Raw genomic sequence first — 16,968 nt, forward strand, 5'->3', positions numbered from 1 at the left:
TTACTGTGCCAACCGCAGTAAGGAACAGCAGCAAAATAGTTAACCCTTTGTAGATGGGCAGATATTTCTCTTTGAACTCATCAAAGCCTACGCTCACGAACCCTGACGGAAACAATCTGCCATGGATCGAAAAAACCTTAAGATCCAAAACTAGACATAACACCGTCATCAAAGATCCACTTCGCTGAAACCAGACTCCCAAAGGCTCCTCGGCGGGCCGGATTGGAACAAGAAGAGCAATAATAGGGATTGCCAGCGCAACCAGCGCCAGCAAAGCGAATATTTTGAGATCACTCCGTGTTTTAGGCTCATCTAGATACAATATTTGAGTCCTTTAAATATAACTATTGCAGCATGCACGCCCTTTAGATGGAGCCGAAGACGCAATGTGAAGGGCGTTGCCATGCCTGCACTTGTTAGAAATCATTCTCCTTTGAAACCCATGTATAGCTCGGATTAAAGGCATTTGATTCTGTCTCTATAAAAAAGTCAAAACGGACGACCTTATTCTCAGACTCGTATGGTAAATAAGTTTCGATTGATTTTTGGACTTCGGCACCACTCGGTATAAGAAAGCTTGAGACCGAATCGTCCGGCCAGTAACCATTTTTTCTGTAAAACTCCTTATCATCAAAGACAGATCGAGTGTAAACCGAAACTTCCATAACTTGGGCAGTCTTATTTTTGAATGTAATGGAAAAAACCAGCAATTCGCCATTGCGAGTTGGGAAAGAAACATTAAATGGCCATTCTCCGCCAAAACTTGTAAAGGTATCGGAATCTACGAACCGATTAATGTCGTCCCATCCCGAATCACTCAAAGAAGCTTTCAGAGCTTGGTGTCTTTCGACCTCCGTATTCATTTTTGGCACGATCTCTTCCATGATTATATTTCCGCCGAAATAACCTACCGCAGGCATAAACAAAAAACGAAAGTCAGAACTATGGCTGCTTCAAGAGCGGTTGTATCTTCGGCGTCTTGTGTTTTCTTTTTAATTTCACCCTTAGTTTCTTTAGAGCTTATGGATAGAACGGAGTCTTGCAAAAACTCTCCCTGTTCCGCAGTCAGAACTATACTAACTTCTTCAGACTTTGAGAGTCTTTGGATATGTATGACACCACCATGGGAAACAGTTAACCCGGGTAGCGTCGATGCAATCACTTCATAGCTAAGTTTTGGGTTCAACGCTACGCGTATATCTTCCTCCGTCCTTGCCCCTTTGTTACGGACATTTAGCTCTATGACTTGACCGGAGGAGGACAGTTCGCTGTGAGAGAATAGCTTCGGAACAATAATATATAGCTTACGGCGTTTAAAATAAGCACTTACTCCAGCCAAAATAAGCCCAACAACAACACCGCCAATAAGGAAGTCGACAGATGGAAGATAATCTTGCAACCGGTTTCTCCTATTTTCTAACAGCAATTAGGCAGCACGCTTTATCATTGCAGAAATTGAACTGCGTCAATATTGCTGACTTTGTACTATCAATCGCGTTGCACATAAAATAGTAAAACAACAGCTTAGCCGAGCAAGGTCATCTCTGCCATGTAATCATTCAGAGTCTGGAAATTGCTCCGCCAATCATACTGGATCAAATGGATGTGATGAGGTTGGAAGCTCCGGAAGAAAGCCCTGATTCGAGTGTTCGCTTTTGTTTAGAAGCGGGAGAAAAAGGTTCTGGCCAAAATCTGCGTAGCGCTACTCACCCGATTTCCCCCTAAAAACTCTAACGTTTTTACTTTCCAAGATTGCCGAGAGCCGGCGATTTTCGAGTTCAAGAGTCGCGTTTTTCGAAGCAAGTTCGTTGCGCTGCTCGGTCAAATCTACGATTTTTTCCCGTAACTGACGATTCTTGAAACGCTCTTCCTTGAGTTTCTCGTGCTTCTCGTCACGCTGTCTCTGGATCGCCTTGTTGGAATTGCCCCGGATGCGTTCCAGCATGTCTGGGTAGTCTTTGTGGATCAAGGCACGACTGACTCCGGCCTCTTCGGCAACAGCGGCCACCGAGACTTTCCTGCCCTTCTCAACGACCTTAGGCTGGCCTTTTTCCAATCGAACAATGGCCAGCCGAATACGCTTGTGGGTCTCGGATTCAGATGACGTCGACATCGGTCAGTTGCTCCTTGAGACGGTTGATGTCCACGCCGAGATCGGTCAACACCCTCTCGCAGCGTTCCATGGTGCGCTCGACCGTCTTTGATCCCGAGTCATCCAGATCATCGATCTGTCGAAGCTCAATCTGTTGCAGGTAAAGTCCTTCCCAGAACGGCTTTTGGCTATCGTCAATACAACCGTGCTCGCAATCCTCGCATTGGCCGCCTGCACAGTCCACGCCGGTATCGTTGGTACACCAGGCGATGCCGGTGGACCGCAGGTACACCAGCTCGCTGATGGCCTCAATCATCTCTTTCCGATCTTTATAGGTACGGACTTCTTCCGAGCGGCTTCGCATTTGGCGGATATGGCCGGCCATGCCACCGGAAAGCCGAGTATCAGGCTCCAACCAATGACCGACAATCGCCTGACGTTTGCCGTCAAAAGCGGCGTAGATTTCGTCATAGAGCTCCAGATCCTGCGCCTCGTTCATTGCATACAGGATGGTCATATCCAGGCTCCAGTGCTTGAAGTGATCTCGCAGATACCGCAAGTCACCCAGCTTGTGATGCACCACGTAGTTAGCAAAAGTACGCCGGAATTGGTGTGAAGCAAGCTTCCAATCTATCCCGAGGTCCTTCGCAAACTTCCCGAGCCTTCGGTGCAGAGCGAGGCCACTCAGCAGAGAAATACTGTTTCTCTTTTGCGTTAACTTGGTCAGACCGATGCAACCTGAGCACTTTTCAAGACAAGTCACTTTGTTCAGGTCTCCCACTACTTTGGCTTCTTTCAGCGCCTGCTCAAGTTCAGCCTGCAAGGGCTCTACCAGCCGCTCCAGCACCTTTACCGCCTCAATCGCAATCTCCGGGCACAGCCATGATGTTTCGCCCGCATGAGTTTTGTCCGAACGTGAGCCGAGGAAGTAGAACCGCTCGCCATCTCGAACTTCGCTGTACCACTGATCCCTCCGGATGTTTCCGAGTTCATGGGCCCGGATACCGGTCGTCGCCAGAATGATCACGAAACAACCGTCACGCAGGTCGCGCAGTGTCGTACCCAGTGCACCTAGCCCCTGATCCCAACCTCGGGTTTTCAAAAACTCGACCCGCTCCTCCCATTGATCGTTATGGTTTTTAGAACAGGGTTGGAAGTCAGCTAGGGCATCCCGATGCTTCAACAAGTCGTCGGCTCGATTGAGCAGAAATTCGGCGTGCTGGAACAGTTGCCGAAGAATGTCATCAGGAATGATGTCAGTCTTGGCCTTGTTTGATCTCTTATGTCCGGACAGCGCGATAGCCGAGCTTTCGGGCCATGGATGCTCAAATCCGTGGGAGGTATCGCGCAGTAATTTCCAGCTTCGTTCCACAGTCGACAAGCGATTCCACTTCGTCATGCTGCTAATTTGTTTCCCCGGCTTATGCGGCGGGGTCAAACGCTGGACGTATTGAACGTAGCGGACCGCTACGAGAGGCGTGACCTGCGCCAGACCGGAGATCCCCTGGTCGTGCAACCAGTTCAGCCAGAGCACCAGATTCTGGAAAATAGTGAAGACCGAGGCATTGCTCAGCGCCTTTTCGCCCCAGATTGTTCGGCCCATGAGGATTTTGGCTTCGGATCTCAGTTGATCGCCTTTGATCCGGGTAAAATCCATCCTCCGCTCGCAATCCCTCCGGTTTCCAGTGCTCTTGGCTCTGGGCAACCACCACTCCGGGTCTTCATACCGGGAAAGCGCATATAACACCCCATCGGCCCGGTCCGTGGTGATGATACCGTGAAGTCCTTCACCCTGGGGCAAAGCCCGCAGCAAACGTTCACGGTCGGCCAGCACCTCTGCGCCGGTAATCTTGCTCATACCGCCATCCTCGCCATGCTCAGGTCTCGCCAGAACGGGTGCGGCTGGTGTTTCGCTCTCTCGCGCTGTTCATTCACGAGCGCTTGACCAAAGTGAGGCGCAATCTCTTCATCGATCAGTCGAATCACTTGCTTGAGGTACTTGGTCCAGCGTTTGCCGCCGAAGGTGTCGTAATTGCGCAGGGCGGCCCAGTAGAAGCTGAACAGGCGATAGAGGTCATCGCCGGTCACCACGAAGCTCTTACATCGGAAGCAGCCGAGGTAGTCCTGACAGGGCTCGCCGTTTTTCGGGGCGCGCTGCCCGCGACGGACATCCTTGCACGACGAAACGGGTGTTCGGTCACTGGCGATAATATTCGGCTGGCTAAGAAGCTCCTGAACACGCGCCTCGCCTAAAAACCGCATGTCGGTTTCCGCTTCCGGTGGTGCTTCCCAGTAGTGGGCATTGCCCGTTGAGACGGCATGTCGGCCTGTTCTGGCCGCCACCAAGGGGTCCTGCCCCGACATTTCCCACACACGATTCAAGAGCGTCTGGCGCAGCCGGCTGACATTCAATGTGAGCGGTTTACCATCGTCCGTTTTAAGCTGGTGCTGGTCAACAAATGCGTTGATGCTGTAATTCAATATGGAGTTCGTCAGTCGGCATGCTTTGCCCACGAACTTGCTACGAGTTCCCTCGTAGACCAGCAGCCGATTTGAGTCATCGAACTGGGCGCGTGTCGTAGCGTTCCTCGCAACGATCAGATCAATGGCATCAGCGGCATAGAGATGGATACTGGCCATCTCTGACACTTCCTCAGACTTTCTCAGTGCGACAACTTGCGTGGCGTTACCACGACGTTTAAAGCTCACTAACAGCCGCAGGTTGGATTTGAGCGGGTGAGGCTGTACGCAGTCTGTGGTCAGCTCCAGGATGGGCGTCAGGTTCATTCCGGTCGACAGCGCAATGGACAAGACGCATACGGCCAAGTCATAGCGACCCAGTGGCTCCGAGTGAGCCACAATACGCTCCATGTCTTTTCGCAGCGCTTTGATCAAAAACCGCTTTTCATTCTTGCTAAGCGCCCTCTGGCCCTTAGTTCGCCTGTTAGAACTCGGAAACGGACTGGCAGGCCAGACCGTTTTCATATCCACTTCTGGCCAGAACCCGAACCGATGGCATGCCACAAGCAGAGATTTGGTATGAGAGAAGTAGTTTTTCTGCGCGCCGTATTTGAGGGGCTCGTTTCTCAAGTACTGGAGGAATTGTTTGATGCTGTCGGCGTCGAGATCGGCCATGGTAAGGCGCTCACCACTAGCGGCGTGGAGTAACGACAGGAAGGGCGCAAAGTTACGAAAGCCATCTTTCCAGTAACTCGCAATCGTGCTCGGGCTGAGAGACTTTCCATTGGTTTTGACGCTTTCTGCGACCAGCCTTTCGATTGTGCGTTGGCAGGCAGCGGTGATGTTGTCATAGCCCTGGCCGTAAAATGGCCCGAAGTCCGCATTTCTGGCGCTTGTTGCGTTTTCGGGAAACGCAACGACGGTGTTCGCCGGTTTTGAAACACGCGCCTGATCAACGGTGGTGATTGTCCCCTCGATTGCAGTCTCGCCACACTCCTGAACACCAACCTCATGCCTCTCTAGCGTGAAATCCTTTTTCATGCGCAGGCCGCCTCCTTCGCCGTTTCTTCAATTTCTCTCTGATAGCTTGTGCGCAAATCGTCTTCGATGTCGTCGAGGAAATGCAGGTATTTTTCCGTAGTCGTGATGCTGCTGTGGCCGAGGCGATCTCGGACATAGATCAACGGATTGAACGCGGTGCTCTTCCGTGACATCAGTGATTTCAACGTGTGCGTCGCGTATGTATGACGAAGGATGTGGGGATGGCAGGCGAACGACAGCTTCAATCGGTTCAGTTGATTGTTGAGCGAGGTTCGAATGCTCCAGGGGTTGCCCTTGGCGGTTACAAAGAGGGCTTTTGGGTCTGTCCCGTGTTTGCGGATCGTTTCGTGACGCTCGTGGATCACGTAATCCCAGAGATCCGTCATCAATGATATCGGCACATGGATCGTCCGTGGTTTGTCTCCCTTGGTGCTCATCTCTTGGGGATCAAGCTCAACCACCACATGACTTCGAGCCGAGATCGACCGGGGTGCAGATATGTAGTGAACTGGAATTGTCAGCAGCTCTTCTTTACGCAAACCCGTTAGCAACGCCAACCGAACGATCAATCGGAGAGTTTTGTTCTTGATGGTTTTCAGCAGCTCATCGACCTGCTCTTTGTTGAGGACTTTGATCTTGGTTGGCGTGGTTTTCAGCAGTACATCAGGCTTTACGGCATACCCCCCGGACGTGTCTGTGTGTGCCAGGAAACCCTTTGTCTGTCTGACTCTCACCGTTTCAAGGTCATACGGCAACGTGCTTACCCAACCTTGTTTGAGGGCAAACTGATAAAACTTGATCACCAGGTGAAGTCGTCGGTTTACCGTGGAGGCGCTAAGGTTAAATCGATCAAAAGAAACGTCGCGATACAGGGCTAACAGGGTTTCGTGATTTCGGTGATCAAGCTCTCTCCAATCAAACCCATTGGCTTCAATGAACTCGAAATAATCACACAGATCCCTTCCAAACGTTTCCCAACTACGTCGGCTTTGCACACTTCCACGTTTTAAGCAGTGATGAACGAGAAATTCCATTCCTTCGACAAACACATCATGATTGGATTTGAGAAGAATCGGGAACCCTTCATAGGAGTGGCCCCTGATTCCAAACTCTGGTGTAGCAAGAAGGAACTCCACCCTCGGATCTCCAATACTGTATTTTTGTTCAGTATAAAGGGGTGGTTTAAGACTGCAACAGGAGAGTTACATTATTTGTGGTACAAAACATGGTCTATCTTTCCTGCTGACAGCCCGGCATCATCTGGCGGGAACTGGGTACATTGAACGTGGCGGGAGTATACCATTCTGACCCGGGTAAAGGAGACACCCCGTAACGGGGACAAAGGTGTGACAGAGACCGACTTCTTCGTTCCGGACCTGTGCCGGGTGAGGGCCGTGTTCCTGTTGCTGGTGACCAGTGAACTGCTGGTTCTGGTGCTCGCCATCGTGCAGGCGGATCGGGGCTGGATCGACTGGAATTACTTCGGACTGCTGTCACTGTTCGTGCAGTGGACCACCCTCACCAGTGCCGCCCTGATCTGCCTATTGCGCACGCGGCTTGCTCGAATGTCCGTCTCCGGGGCAACGACCACCATCGTCGCCATTGTGCTGCTGGATGTGCTGGCGTTCAGCCTGTTTGCCGACAGCGTACTGCACCCCCAGGACGGCGTGGCCGTCTGGCAGGGCGTGGCCAAGAAAATGCTGCTGGCGTTACTGATCGTGCTCATGGTGCTGCGCTATTTTTACCTGCAACACCAGTGGCAACAGCAGCGGGAGGCGGAAATGCAGGCGCACCTGGCATCGCTTCAGGCCCGCATACAGCCCCACTTCCTGTTCAACAGCATGAACACCATCGCCAGCCTGATTGCGGTCAACCCGGAACGGGCGGAAGAGGCAGTGCTGGACCTGTCGGAACTGTTTCGCGCCAGCCTTCGCACCGGCGATCAGCTGATCCCGCTGTCCAGGGAACTGGCACTTTGCCAACGCTACCTGGCCATCGAGGCACTACGTCTGGGCGAACGTCTGAAGCTGGAGTGGCAGATTGAGGAGGGCCTCGAGCAACAGGCCATCCCACCGCTCACGTTGCAGCCCCTGGTGGAGAATGCCATCTACCACGGCATTCAGCCCCGCCCGGACGGCGGCACCGTGCGGATCGAGGCCCAGGCCAAAGGCGAGTTTGTCTACCTGCTGGTACAGAACCCGAAGCCGGACCAGAATAACCAGCAACATGACGGCAACCGAATGGCGCTGGCCAACATTCAGTCACGGCTACGGGCGCTTTTCGGTGAGCCGGCGGTGCTCAAACACAGCCACCAGCACGATGTGTACACGGTTACCCTGCGACTGCCGCGACGGAAGGCCGGCGAGCAGAGCGCCCGAAAACAATAAACCCCTGACCAACGGAACCGAGACAAGACATGACTGATACCCGCAGCGTCCTGATCGCCGATGACGAACCCCTGGCCCGGGAACGCATCCGCCGGTTGGTGGAGGCGGTTCCGGGGTATCGGGTCTGTGGCGAAGCTGCAGACGGCGACAGTTGCTTGAAACAGGTGGCGGAACTGGAGCCAGACATACTGTTGCTGGATATCCGGATGCCGGGCATGGACGGCATGGAGGCCGCCAGCAGACTTAGCCAGCTGGCCAATCCACCGGCGCTGATCTTCTGCACCGCCTACGACCATTACGCCATCCAGGCGTTCGACGTGCAGGCCGTCGCGTACCTGCTCAAACCGGTTCGCAAGGAGGCCTTGGCGGATGCTCTGGCCCGGGCCGGCAGGGTCAACCGGCTGCAGTTGCAGGCGCTGAATGGGCAGACCGGCCAGAGTCAGGAGCAGCTGGCGGTGCGCACGCACCGGGGCACCGAGCTGATCGATCTGTCGGAAATCCTCTACTGTGAGGCGGATCAGAAATACGTCACCATTCATCACGCCCGGGGTGAGACCGTGTGTGACTATACCCTCAAAGAGCTGGAAAACAGTTATCCGAGCATCCTGCTGCGAATCCATCGGAACACGCTGGTAGGTGTGCGCTTTATCCAGGCACTGAAACGGACGCCGGATGGCCACAATCTGGTGGTGCTGAGGGACGGCCAGGGCGAGCTCCCGGTCAGCCGCCGCCATGCCAGCAACGTGCGCCAGTGGCTTCAGGAGCACCAGCCAGGCTGAACCAGCATGACTCCCAAAGGTGGTAGCCGCGGGACTTTTCTGCCGCCACAAGGTAACCTTGGCGGACATTTTTTCGAACCGACAGTGAGCGTCATGTCCAAACGTACCCTTCGCATTGCAACCCGCAGCAGCGCACTGGCGCTGTGGCAGGCGGAATTTATCAAGGCCGAACTGGAAAGGCTGCACGACAACATCACCGTGGAACTGGTCAAGATAAAGACCCAGGGTGACAAGATTCTGGACGTGCCCCTGGCGAAAATCGGCGGCAAGGGCCTGTTCGTCAAGGAACTGGAAGAGGCCATGCTGGACGGCCGGGCCGACCTGGCAGTGCACTCCATGAAAGACGTGCCCATGGAATTTCCGGAAGGGCTGGGGCTGGTGGCTATCTGCGAGCGGGAAGACCCGACCGACGCCTTCGTCAGCAATCACTACGACAACGTTGACGCCCTGCCCCACGGCGCCGTGGTCGGCACTGCCAGCCTGCGCCGGGAGGCCCAGCTTCGGGCCTATCGCCCGGACCTGGAGATTCGCGTGCTGCGTGGCAACGTCAATACCCGTCTGGCCAAGCTTGATGCCGGCGAATACGAAGCCATCGTGCTGGCCAGCTCCGGCCTGAAGCGTTTGGGGTTCCATGACCGCATCCGCTACTGCCTGCCGGATACGATTTCGCTTCCGGCGGTCGGCCAGGGCGCCCTGGGTATCGAGTGCCGGGTAGATGACCACGACCTGCTGGCCATGCTGGAACCTCTGGACCACAAGGACTCCTCGGATCGCGTCAAGGCCGAACGGGCCCTGAACCGGCGTCTTGAGGGCGGCTGCCAGGTTCCTATCGCAGCCTACGCCCTGCTTGAGGATGATGACACGCTCTGGCTGCGGGGCCTGGTGGGCGCCGTTGATGGCACTGAGGTCTTCCGGGTCGAAGGCCGGGCGCCAAGGGCTGAAGGCGAACGCCTGGGCCGGGAACTGGCCGAGGACTTGCTGGCTCTCGGTGCCGACAGGGTTCTGGCTGAAATCTATGGCCACACACCAACCTGAGCCTGACCTGAACGGCCGGCGGATTCTGATCTGCCGGCCCGAACCCGAGGCCTCCCGGCTGGCCAGCCGGTTTCGTTCAGCCGGTGCCGATGTACGCATCCTGCCACTGATTGACCGGGAACCCCTGCCGGAAACGCCCGAGCGGCGGACTCTTATCCTGAGCCTCGATGAGTTTTCCCACGTGATCGCGGTCAGCCCCTTTGCCGCCCGCCGTCTGCTGGAAGAGGTGGACACCTGGTGGCCCCAGATTCCGATGGGTATCCGCTGGTATGGCGTTGGCGCCGGCACGGCGGCAGTGCTTGCCGAACACGGCCTGAGCCCACGTAGGCCGCCCGCAGGCTGGACCAGCGAGGCGCTCCTGGCGCTGCCGTCACTGCAAAAGCTGCAAGGCGAACGGGTTCTGCTCGCCCGTGGTGAAACCGGGCGCGAACTGATCCGGGAAACCCTGGAGTCCCGGGGCGCCCGGGTTACCCTCCTGCCCCTGTATCGTCGCTTTCGCCCGGACCACCCGCCGGAGCAGATCCGGGCCACCCTCGATACCTTTGCTCCGGAGGCCATCATTGCCCTGTCCGGAGAAACCTTGAACAATCTCATCGCACTATGTGCGAATAGCGGCCATAATCTATACGATAGGTTATTGATTGTTCCCGCAGATCGGGTTGCCGAACAGGCCCGGGCAGCGGGATTCCGAAATCCGTGTATACCAGGAAGCCTTGCCGATAACGACATCGTGGCCACGGTTGCTGCGCAACTTGCCGGCCGGAACGGTGGCTCCGGAAAAGCCAAGTAAGGACGCCCGTGACAGACACTACGAATCAACTGCCCGCAACCGTTTCCAAGGAACCACCAGCCCGCCAGCGACTTTGGCCAATATGGCTTGTTGCCATCATTGCGCTGATTATCGCTGTCGCCCTGGCCTTCTGGAGCTGGCAACAGTGGAACAACCACCAGGCCGTGATGCAGACGCTCCAGAGCCTGCAACAGGACACCGCCCAGCTTGAAGATCGCTATGGTGACCGCGGCAGCCAGCAGAGCCAGCGCCTGCAGTCCCTGGAAGAGAAACTGGCAAGCCAGCGGGAGCTGATCGCCACCCAGCAGCGTCAGATCGACCACAATGCCCGTGAACTGCTGGAAGCCGGAAATCGCACACGCACGGACTGGCTGCTGGCAGAGGCGGAATACCTGCTGCGCATTGCCAATCAGCGGTTGATGATCGAGAAAGACATTCGCGGCGCAATGTCGGCCCTGGAAGCCGCCGATGAAGTACTGGCCGAATCCGACGACATCGGTGTGTACCCGGTTCGCCAGCAGCTCGCCCGTGAAATCCTGGCGCTCAAGGGTCTTACCGGCGTGGACCGGACCGGTCTCTACCTGAAACTGGAAGCCGCCATCGACAGCATTCACCAGCTCACCGACCAGGCCCTGATCAGCGAGAACGCGCCCGGCGTTGTTGTTAACGCCGGTACGGAACAGGAGGCTGACGCCGACGGCGAGCCCGGCCTCCTGGCGCAGGCCTGGAACAAGGTGAAAGCCACCCTGATGCAGGTGGTCGTTGTCCGTCGAATGGACGAGCCGGTGAAGCCCCTACTGTCCCCGGATCAGAGCGCCTATGCCCGCCTCAACCTGCAGCTCATGCTGGAAGAAGCGGAAATGGCCGTGCTGCGAGGCAATCAGCCACTGTATGAGCGAGCCCTTACCAAAGCCCGGACCACCATTGACGACTGGTACAACGCCAGCAACCCCCGGGTCACAGCCCTACGTGACACCTTGGCCGAGCTGGCCCAGAAGAACGTGGACCCGGAACTGCCGGATATCAGTCAGTCCCTGGACCTGCTCAAGGAACGTCTGGCAGGGCGCCTTAATGCCAACAACGGCAATGGCGAGGACAATACCAGCAGTGACGATGGAGGCGATGATTCATGATTCGCCTGTTACTGATCATCCTGCTGGCGCTGCTGATAGGCACCGGACTGTCCCTGGGGTTGCAATACGATCTGGGCTACATCCGGATCAGCCTGGGGCATTACCTGATCGAAACCAACTTCTGGGTGGGATTGGGCGTTATCGTTGCCCTGATCGTCCTGACCGTACTGACCATCAACCTGATACGCAGGCTCAGAACCAGCACCGGTCTGGTGGCTGGCTGGATTGCCCGGGGCAATGAGCGCCGGGCCCGGCGGCGGACCACCCAGGGTCTTCTGGCACTGGCGGAGGGCAACTGGCCCAGAGCCCGGAAACTGCTGACATCCTCCGCCAGCCATGCCGACACGCCGCTGATCAACTACCTGGCCGCTGCCCAGGCGTCGTTCGAGTCTGGTGATCACGAGGCCGTGGATGAACTGCTGCGCAAGGCCTTCGACAGCACCCCGGGCTCTGACATGGCAGTGGGCATCACCCAGGCGCAGCTGCAACTGGCCGGCAACCGGCTGGAGCAGGCCCTGGCCACGCTGGTTCGCCTGCGCAAACAGTCGCCCCATCATCCCTTCGTACTGAAGCTGCTGAAGAACACCTACCTGCGCCTGGAAGACTGGCGTGAACTGTCCAGGTTATTGCCCGAACTGCGAAAGCGCAGCGTGCTGCCCGAAGCGGAACTCAATGACCTCGAACGCCAGGTCTGGCACAACCTGCTGGAGCGTGCCGCAGAGGATTGCCGGCGTCAGCAGAAACAGGATCCCGAGGCGTCGCTGGAACCGCTGACCAGGCTCTGGGACGAACTGCCGGGCTTCCTGCGCCGCGACGAATACACCATCCGGGACTATGCCCGACTGCTTGCCAGCCTTGGCGACGAGGTTCAGACCGAAACCCTGTTGCGCAAGGTACTGCGCAACCACTGGAGCGACGAGCTGATCAACCTCTACGGGCGCGTGAAAGGTCAGAAGCCCGACGAGCAGCTGTTGCTGGCCGAGCAATGGCTGAAGGACCGGCCGAATAACCCCGAGCTCCTGTTGGCGCTGGGCCGGCTAAGCCTGCGCAACGAGCTCTGGGGCAAGGCCCGGGAATATTTCGAAACCAGTCTCCGGCTGAAGCGTAGCCGGGAGGCACTGGCGGAACTAAGCCGCCTGAATGCCCATATGGGCGAGGAAGAAGCCAGTGTCAAACTGCTGATGCAGGGGCTGGCCAAGGATAATGGGCTGCCGGAACTGCCGATGCCGAGGGCCTGATTCAGGTCCTCGGTGCGTATTCCAGCACGTCAGAAAAGAACGCCTCTTCGGGCAGGCCCGCATCCACCAGGGCATCCATCAGGGTGTAGACCATGGTGGGCGAACCGCTGGCATGGACTTCCACATTGTTCCAGTCCATGCCGGAAGCAAGAACCGCACGAACCAGCTGGTCGTGATGGCCGGCCCAGTCGTTATCCTCATCATCGCCCACTACCGGCAGGAAGGTGAAGCGGGGCCACTCGTCCTGCCACTGCTGTGCCAGGGCGCGAAGGTACATGTCCTCATGCCGACGCACTCCCCAGTAAAGCTTGACCGGCTGGTCGTAGGAGGTTTCGCAGAGGTAATCCACCAGGCTCTTCATCTGGGCAAAACCGGTGCCTGCAGCCACCAGCAACAAGGGTTTCGTTGGCGCTGATGCAAGGCACGCTTTGCCATGAGGTAATTCCACGGTCACTTCACCGCCCGACGTCAGGGCATCAATAACCTTCTGCGCGGACACCCATTCCGGGGTCGCCTGGATATGCAGTTCGATGTTCTGGGCCGATGGACTGCTGGCGATGGAGAAGTAACAGGGGTCTGCGTCAGGCAGATTAACCGACAGGTACTGCCCGGCGTGAAACGACAGTTCCCGACGCCGCGGAAGCTGCAGCTCAACGCGATAGACATCGTGACTGATGGAACGTACGTCCACGACCTTTGCCTGAAACTTGCCAGGCTGATTGTTTCCAGCTGCCATAACGGCGGATATCTCCAGTTCCAGATCCGTGAGCGCGATGCTTCTGCACATCATCAAGCGCTCGCCGATCTTTATAGTCTGTTGGTTTCGGGTATTAAGCGCGGCGCCCTTCAGTAACCGGGCCTCGCAGATTTCACATACCCCGTTGCGACAGGCTGCCGGCACCGCTACGCCAGCCCGCGCGGCAGCGCCTAGCAGGTCTGCCTGCGACGCTGCATTGAAGGCGATACCAGAGGGCCAAAGCCGCACCGCCCGATGTTCACTGCCCATATCAGTCGGGGCGCGATGCCGGACTTTCAATGCCCAGGGTATCCCACAGCTCGTCGACGCGTTTTTTCACCTCTTCGGTCATGGCGATCGGCTCACCCCACTCTCGGGTAGTCTCACCCGGCCACTTGTTGGTGGCATCCATCCCCATTTTGGAACCCAGGCCGGATACCGGCGAGGCAAAGTCCAGGTAATCGATGGGCGTATTCTCCACCAGCGTGGTATCCCGGGTTGGATCCATCCGGGTAGTGATCGCCCAGATCACGTCTTCCCAGTTACGGGCATTCACGTCGTCATCCGTGACAATCACAAACTTGGTGTACATGAACTGCCGAAGAAACGACCATACCCCCATCATCACCCGTTTGGCATGGCCGGGGTACTGTTTCTTCATGGTCACCACTGCAAGGCGATAGGAACAGCCTTCCGGTGGCAGGTAAAAATCCACGATCTCCGGGAACTGCTTCTGCAGAATCGGAATAAAGACCTCGTTCAGGGCCACCCCGAGAATCGCCGGCTCATCAGGCGGGCGACCGGTATAGGTACTGTGATAGATCGGATCCCGGCGATGAGTGACCCGTTCTACGGTGAATACCGGGAAGTGGTCCACTTCGTTGTAGTAACCGGTGTGATCACCGAACGGTCCTTCCGGCGCCATGTCATCCGGGTAGATGAAACCTTCCAGCACGATTTCGGCGCTTGCCGGCACCTGCAGATCGCTCAGCCCCGCCTTGACCAGCTCGGTCCGGCTGCCGCGAAGCAGCCCGGCAAAGGCGTATTCCGACAGCGTATCCGGCACCGGCGTCACCGCCCCCAGAATGGTCGCCGGATCGGCACCGAGGGCCACAGCCACCGGATAGGGTTGGCCGGGATTGCTCTTCTGGAACTCCTGGAAATCCAGGGCACCACCGCGATGACTCAGCCAGCGCATGATCAGACGGTTGCGACCGATGACCTGCTGCCGGTAGATGCCCAGGTTCTGGCGTTCTTTATGGGGCCCACGGGTAATCACCAGTGGCCAGGTCACCAGCGGCCCGGCATCGCCAGGCCAGCAATGCTGCACCGGAATCTGATACAGGTCCACCTGATCCTTTTCGATCACGACATCCTGGCAGGGCGCGGAACGCAGTACCTTGGGGCTCATGCGCATCACCTGCCGGAACAGCGGCAGTTTTTCGATGGCATCGCGGAAACCCTTGGGGGGATCCGGTTCCTTGAGAAACGCGAGGAGCTTACCGATGTCCCGAAGCGCCGTGACGTTATCCTGCCCCATGCCCAACGCAACCCGCTTCGGTGTCCCGAACAGGTTGGCCAGCACCGGCATGTCATAGCCCTTGGGGTTTTCAAACAACAACGCAGGACCACCTGCCCGCAATGTACGGTCGCAGATTTCGGTCATTTCCAGATGGGGGTCGACTTCAACGCTGATGCGTTTCAGCTCACCCAGCTTCTCCAGCTGGTCAATGAAGTCTCGCAGGTCGTTGTATTTCATCGGTTACTCCGTTCAGATATGCCAGTACTACGGAGATCGGTGGTCGCTGGACTGCTTTTTTCGGAGTTAGAACAAGGTGAGGACCTGCTTTCCCAGACACGCCGTGAACCCATCCCTGGGGGCTTGGTCTTGCCATCCATGGCAAGACACAGTCTGTGAAAGCAGGTCCCCACCTCGTTCTTCAGATCACCAGTTATTCGCGAGGTGCTCTACCCGGGAAGAGATCAACGACGCTTCATGGACTGGAAGAACTCGTCGTTGGTCTTGGTGTCCTTGAGCTTGTCCAGCAGGAACTCGATGGCGGCGGTGTCATCGTCCATGGAGTGCAGGAGCTTGCGCAGGATCCAGACCCGCTGGATGTCGGCTTCACTCATCAGCAGATCCTCACGACGGGTGCCGGAGCTGCGGATATTGATCGCCGGATAGGTCCGCTTCTCGGCAATCTTGCGATCCAGATGGATCTCCATGTTGCCGGTGCCCTTGAACTCCTCGTAGATAACCTCGTCCATCTTGGAACCGGTGTTGACCAGCGCCGTGGCAAGGATGGTCAGGCTTCCGCCTTCTTCCACGTTACGGGCGGCACCGAAGAAACGCTTGGGTTTTTCCAGGGCATGGGCATCAACACCACCGGTCAGGACCTTGCCGGAGGACGGAATCACCGTGTTGTAGGCGCGAGCCAGACGGGTGATGGAATCCAGCAGAATAACCACGTCCTTCTTGTGCTCGACCAGACGCTTGGCCTTTTCGATCACCATTTCAGCAACCTGCACGTGGCGGGCCGGCGGCTCGTCAAACGTGGAGGCGATGACCTCGCCGCGCACGGTGCGCTGCATCTCGGTCACTTCCTCTGGCCGCTCGTCAATCAGCAGTACCATGACATGGCACTCTGGATTGTTGCGGGTGATGGACTGGGCGATGCTCTGCATCAGCAGTGTCTTACCGGCCTTGGGCGGGGAAACGATAAGCCCGCGCTGGCCTTTACCGATGGGCGCAACCAGGTCCAGGACCCGGGAGGAGAGATCCTCGGTGCTGCCGTTACCGGCCTCGAGCATCAGGCGCTCGTCCGGGAACAGCGGCGTGAGGTTCTCGAAGAGAATCTTGTTTCGGGCGTTATCCGGCTTGTCGAAATTGATCTCGCTGACCTTCAACAAGGCAAAGTAGCGCTCACCATCTTTGGGCGGGCGAATCTTGCCTGCGACCGTGTCGCCCGTGCGCAGGTTAAACCGGCGGATCTGACTCGGAGAGACATAGATGTCGTCAGGCCCTGCCAGGTAGGAGGCATCAGCGGAACGGAGGAAGCCGAAGCCGTCCTGCAGAATTTCCAGTACGCCGTCGCCGTAGATGTCTTCGCCGCTTTTTGCGTGCTTCTTCAGGATTGTGAAGATCACATCCTGTTTGCGCGAACGAGCCAGGTTATCGAGGCCCATCTCTTGCGCAATATCGAGCAATTCGGGCACGGATTTCTGCTTGAGTTCAGTAAGATTCATAGTTTGTTGGATTTTCAGGAATGGAAGTAAA

The 16,968-nt window shown here is 56.8% G+C and carries 16 protein-coding genes; 6 read left to right on the forward strand and 10 right to left on the reverse strand.

Annotated features, from left to right (window positions below; all coding sequences use genetic code 11):
• The 7 genes from KYE_RS21765 to KYE_RS01915 form a co-directional block, all read right to left on the reverse strand.
• Positions 1-322: hypothetical protein (locus KYE_RS21765; protein ID WP_008169867.1), on the reverse strand; the 322-nt coding region annotated here is incomplete at its 3' end.
• A gap of 94 nt (positions 323-416) precedes the next feature.
• Entirely contained in the window at positions 417-884 is a 468-nt protein-coding gene (locus KYE_RS01890; RefSeq protein WP_008169869.1) for a hypothetical protein, read from the reverse strand.
• Positions 885-907: 23 nt separating this feature from the next.
• On the reverse strand, positions 908-1,399 hold the full coding sequence (locus KYE_RS01895) for a hypothetical protein (protein WP_008169871.1): 492 nt from the start codon (positions 1,397-1,399) through the stop codon (positions 908-910).
• Positions 1,400-1,702: 303 nt separating this feature from the next.
• Positions 1,703-2,113 (reverse strand): hypothetical protein, encoded by a 411-nt coding sequence (locus KYE_RS01900; protein WP_008169873.1) that lies wholly within the window; start codon positions 2,111-2,113, stop codon positions 1,703-1,705.
• Positions 2,097-3,950 (reverse strand): tyrosine-type recombinase/integrase, encoded by a 1,854-nt coding sequence (locus KYE_RS01905; protein WP_008169875.1) that lies wholly within the window; start codon positions 3,948-3,950, stop codon positions 2,097-2,099. The genes KYE_RS01900 and KYE_RS01905 overlap by 17 nt, the downstream gene beginning before the upstream one ends.
• Positions 3,947-5,593: a phage integrase SAM-like domain-containing protein gene (locus tag KYE_RS01910; protein WP_008169877.1), complete on the reverse strand. Its 1,647-nt coding sequence runs from the start codon at positions 5,591-5,593 to the stop codon at positions 3,947-3,949. The genes KYE_RS01905 and KYE_RS01910 overlap by 4 nt, the downstream gene beginning before the upstream one ends.
• Positions 5,590-6,729 (reverse strand): tyrosine-type recombinase/integrase, encoded by a 1,140-nt coding sequence (locus tag KYE_RS01915; RefSeq protein ID WP_008169878.1) that lies wholly within the window; start codon positions 6,727-6,729, stop codon positions 5,590-5,592. Before KYE_RS01915 ends, KYE_RS01910 begins: the two co-directional genes overlap by 4 nt.
• Positions 6,730-6,939: 210 nt before the next feature.
• Between KYE_RS01915 and KYE_RS01920 the strand changes: the two genes are divergently transcribed.
• From KYE_RS01920 to KYE_RS01945, 6 genes are all read left to right on the forward strand, one after another.
• Entirely contained in the window at positions 6,940-7,980 is a 1,041-nt protein-coding gene (locus KYE_RS01920) for a sensor histidine kinase (protein ID WP_008169879.1), read from the forward strand.
• A gap of 29 nt (positions 7,981-8,009) precedes the next feature.
• The gene (locus KYE_RS01925; RefSeq protein ID WP_008169880.1) at positions 8,010-8,759 is read left to right on the forward strand and encodes a LytR/AlgR family response regulator transcription factor; all 750 of its coding nucleotides are present in this window, start codon (positions 8,010-8,012) and stop codon (positions 8,757-8,759) included.
• 93 nt (positions 8,760-8,852) lie between these two features.
• The gene (gene hemC, locus KYE_RS01930) at positions 8,853-9,794 is read left to right on the forward strand and encodes a hydroxymethylbilane synthase (protein ID WP_039881791.1); all 942 of its coding nucleotides are present in this window, start codon (positions 8,853-8,855) and stop codon (positions 9,792-9,794) included.
• A complete protein-coding gene (locus tag KYE_RS01935) occupies positions 9,775-10,584 on the forward strand; it encodes a uroporphyrinogen-III synthase (protein WP_008169882.1) in 810 nt (269 codons plus the stop codon). The genes hemC and KYE_RS01935 overlap by 20 nt, the downstream gene beginning before the upstream one ends.
• A gap of 8 nt (positions 10,585-10,592) precedes the next feature.
• Positions 10,593-11,717 (forward strand): uroporphyrinogen-III C-methyltransferase, encoded by a 1,125-nt coding sequence (locus tag KYE_RS01940; protein ID WP_008169884.1) that lies wholly within the window; start codon positions 10,593-10,595, stop codon positions 11,715-11,717.
• Entirely contained in the window at positions 11,714-12,955 is a 1,242-nt protein-coding gene (locus tag KYE_RS01945; RefSeq protein WP_008169886.1) for a heme biosynthesis HemY N-terminal domain-containing protein, read from the forward strand. Before KYE_RS01940 ends, KYE_RS01945 begins: the two co-directional genes overlap by 4 nt.
• Before the next feature lies 1 nt (position 12,956).
• Here the strand turns inward: KYE_RS01945 and KYE_RS01950 are convergent, their stop codons facing one another.
• From KYE_RS01950 to rho, 3 genes are all read right to left on the reverse strand, one after another.
• The gene (locus tag KYE_RS01950; RefSeq protein WP_039881781.1) at positions 12,957-13,961 is read right to left on the reverse strand and encodes a 2Fe-2S iron-sulfur cluster-binding protein; all 1,005 of its coding nucleotides are present in this window, start codon (positions 13,959-13,961) and stop codon (positions 12,957-12,959) included.
• Position 13,962: 1 nt separating this feature from the next.
• Complete coding sequence (ubiD, locus tag KYE_RS01955; RefSeq protein WP_008169889.1) at positions 13,963-15,450, reverse strand: 4-hydroxy-3-polyprenylbenzoate decarboxylase; 1,488 nt, start codon at positions 15,448-15,450, stop codon at positions 13,963-13,965.
• Between the two features lie 224 nt (positions 15,451-15,674).
• Positions 15,675-16,937, reverse strand: a complete 1,263-nt coding sequence (gene rho, locus KYE_RS01960) for a transcription termination factor Rho (protein WP_008169890.1) — start codon at positions 16,935-16,937, stop codon at positions 15,675-15,677.
• Positions 16,938-16,968 lie beyond the last annotated feature (31 nt).

The sequence above is a fragment of the Marinobacter manganoxydans MnI7-9 genome (genome assembly GCF_000235625.1).
In the GTDB taxonomy this organism is placed as follows: Bacteria; Pseudomonadota; Gammaproteobacteria; order Pseudomonadales; family Oleiphilaceae; genus Marinobacter; species Marinobacter manganoxydans.

What these genes read in the sequence shown, in the direction of transcription:
- KYE_RS01890 (WP_008169869.1), bottom strand. Translation starts at nt 884, where the DNA reads ATGGAAGAGATCGTGCCAAAAATGAATACGGAGGTCGAAAGACACCAA.
- rho (WP_008169890.1), bottom strand. Translation starts at nt 16,937, where the DNA reads ATGAATCTTACTGAACTCAAGCAGAAATCCGTGCCCGAATTGCTCGAT.
- KYE_RS01945 (WP_008169886.1), top strand. Translation starts at nt 11,714, where the DNA reads ATGATTCGCCTGTTACTGATCATCCTGCTGGCGCTGCTGATAGGCACC.
- KYE_RS01900 (WP_008169873.1), bottom strand. Translation starts at nt 2,113, where the DNA reads ATGTCGACGTCATCTGAATCCGAGACCCACAAGCGTATTCGGCTGGCC.
- KYE_RS01925 (WP_008169880.1), top strand. Translation starts at nt 8,010, where the DNA reads ATGACTGATACCCGCAGCGTCCTGATCGCCGATGACGAACCCCTGGCC.
- ubiD (WP_008169889.1), bottom strand. Translation starts at nt 15,450, where the DNA reads ATGAAATACAACGACCTGCGAGACTTCATTGACCAGCTGGAGAAGCTG.
- KYE_RS01950 (WP_039881781.1), bottom strand. Translation starts at nt 13,961, where the DNA reads ATGGGCAGTGAACATCGGGCGGTGCGGCTTTGGCCCTCTGGTATCGCC.
- KYE_RS01905 (WP_008169875.1), bottom strand. Translation starts at nt 3,950, where the DNA reads ATGAGCAAGATTACCGGCGCAGAGGTGCTGGCCGACCGTGAACGTTTG.
- KYE_RS01935 (WP_008169882.1), top strand. Translation starts at nt 9,775, where the DNA reads ATGGCCACACACCAACCTGAGCCTGACCTGAACGGCCGGCGGATTCTG.
- KYE_RS01910 (WP_008169877.1), bottom strand. Translation starts at nt 5,593, where the DNA reads ATGAAAAAGGATTTCACGCTAGAGAGGCATGAGGTTGGTGTTCAGGAG.
- hemC (WP_039881791.1), top strand. Translation starts at nt 8,853, where the DNA reads ATGTCCAAACGTACCCTTCGCATTGCAACCCGCAGCAGCGCACTGGCG.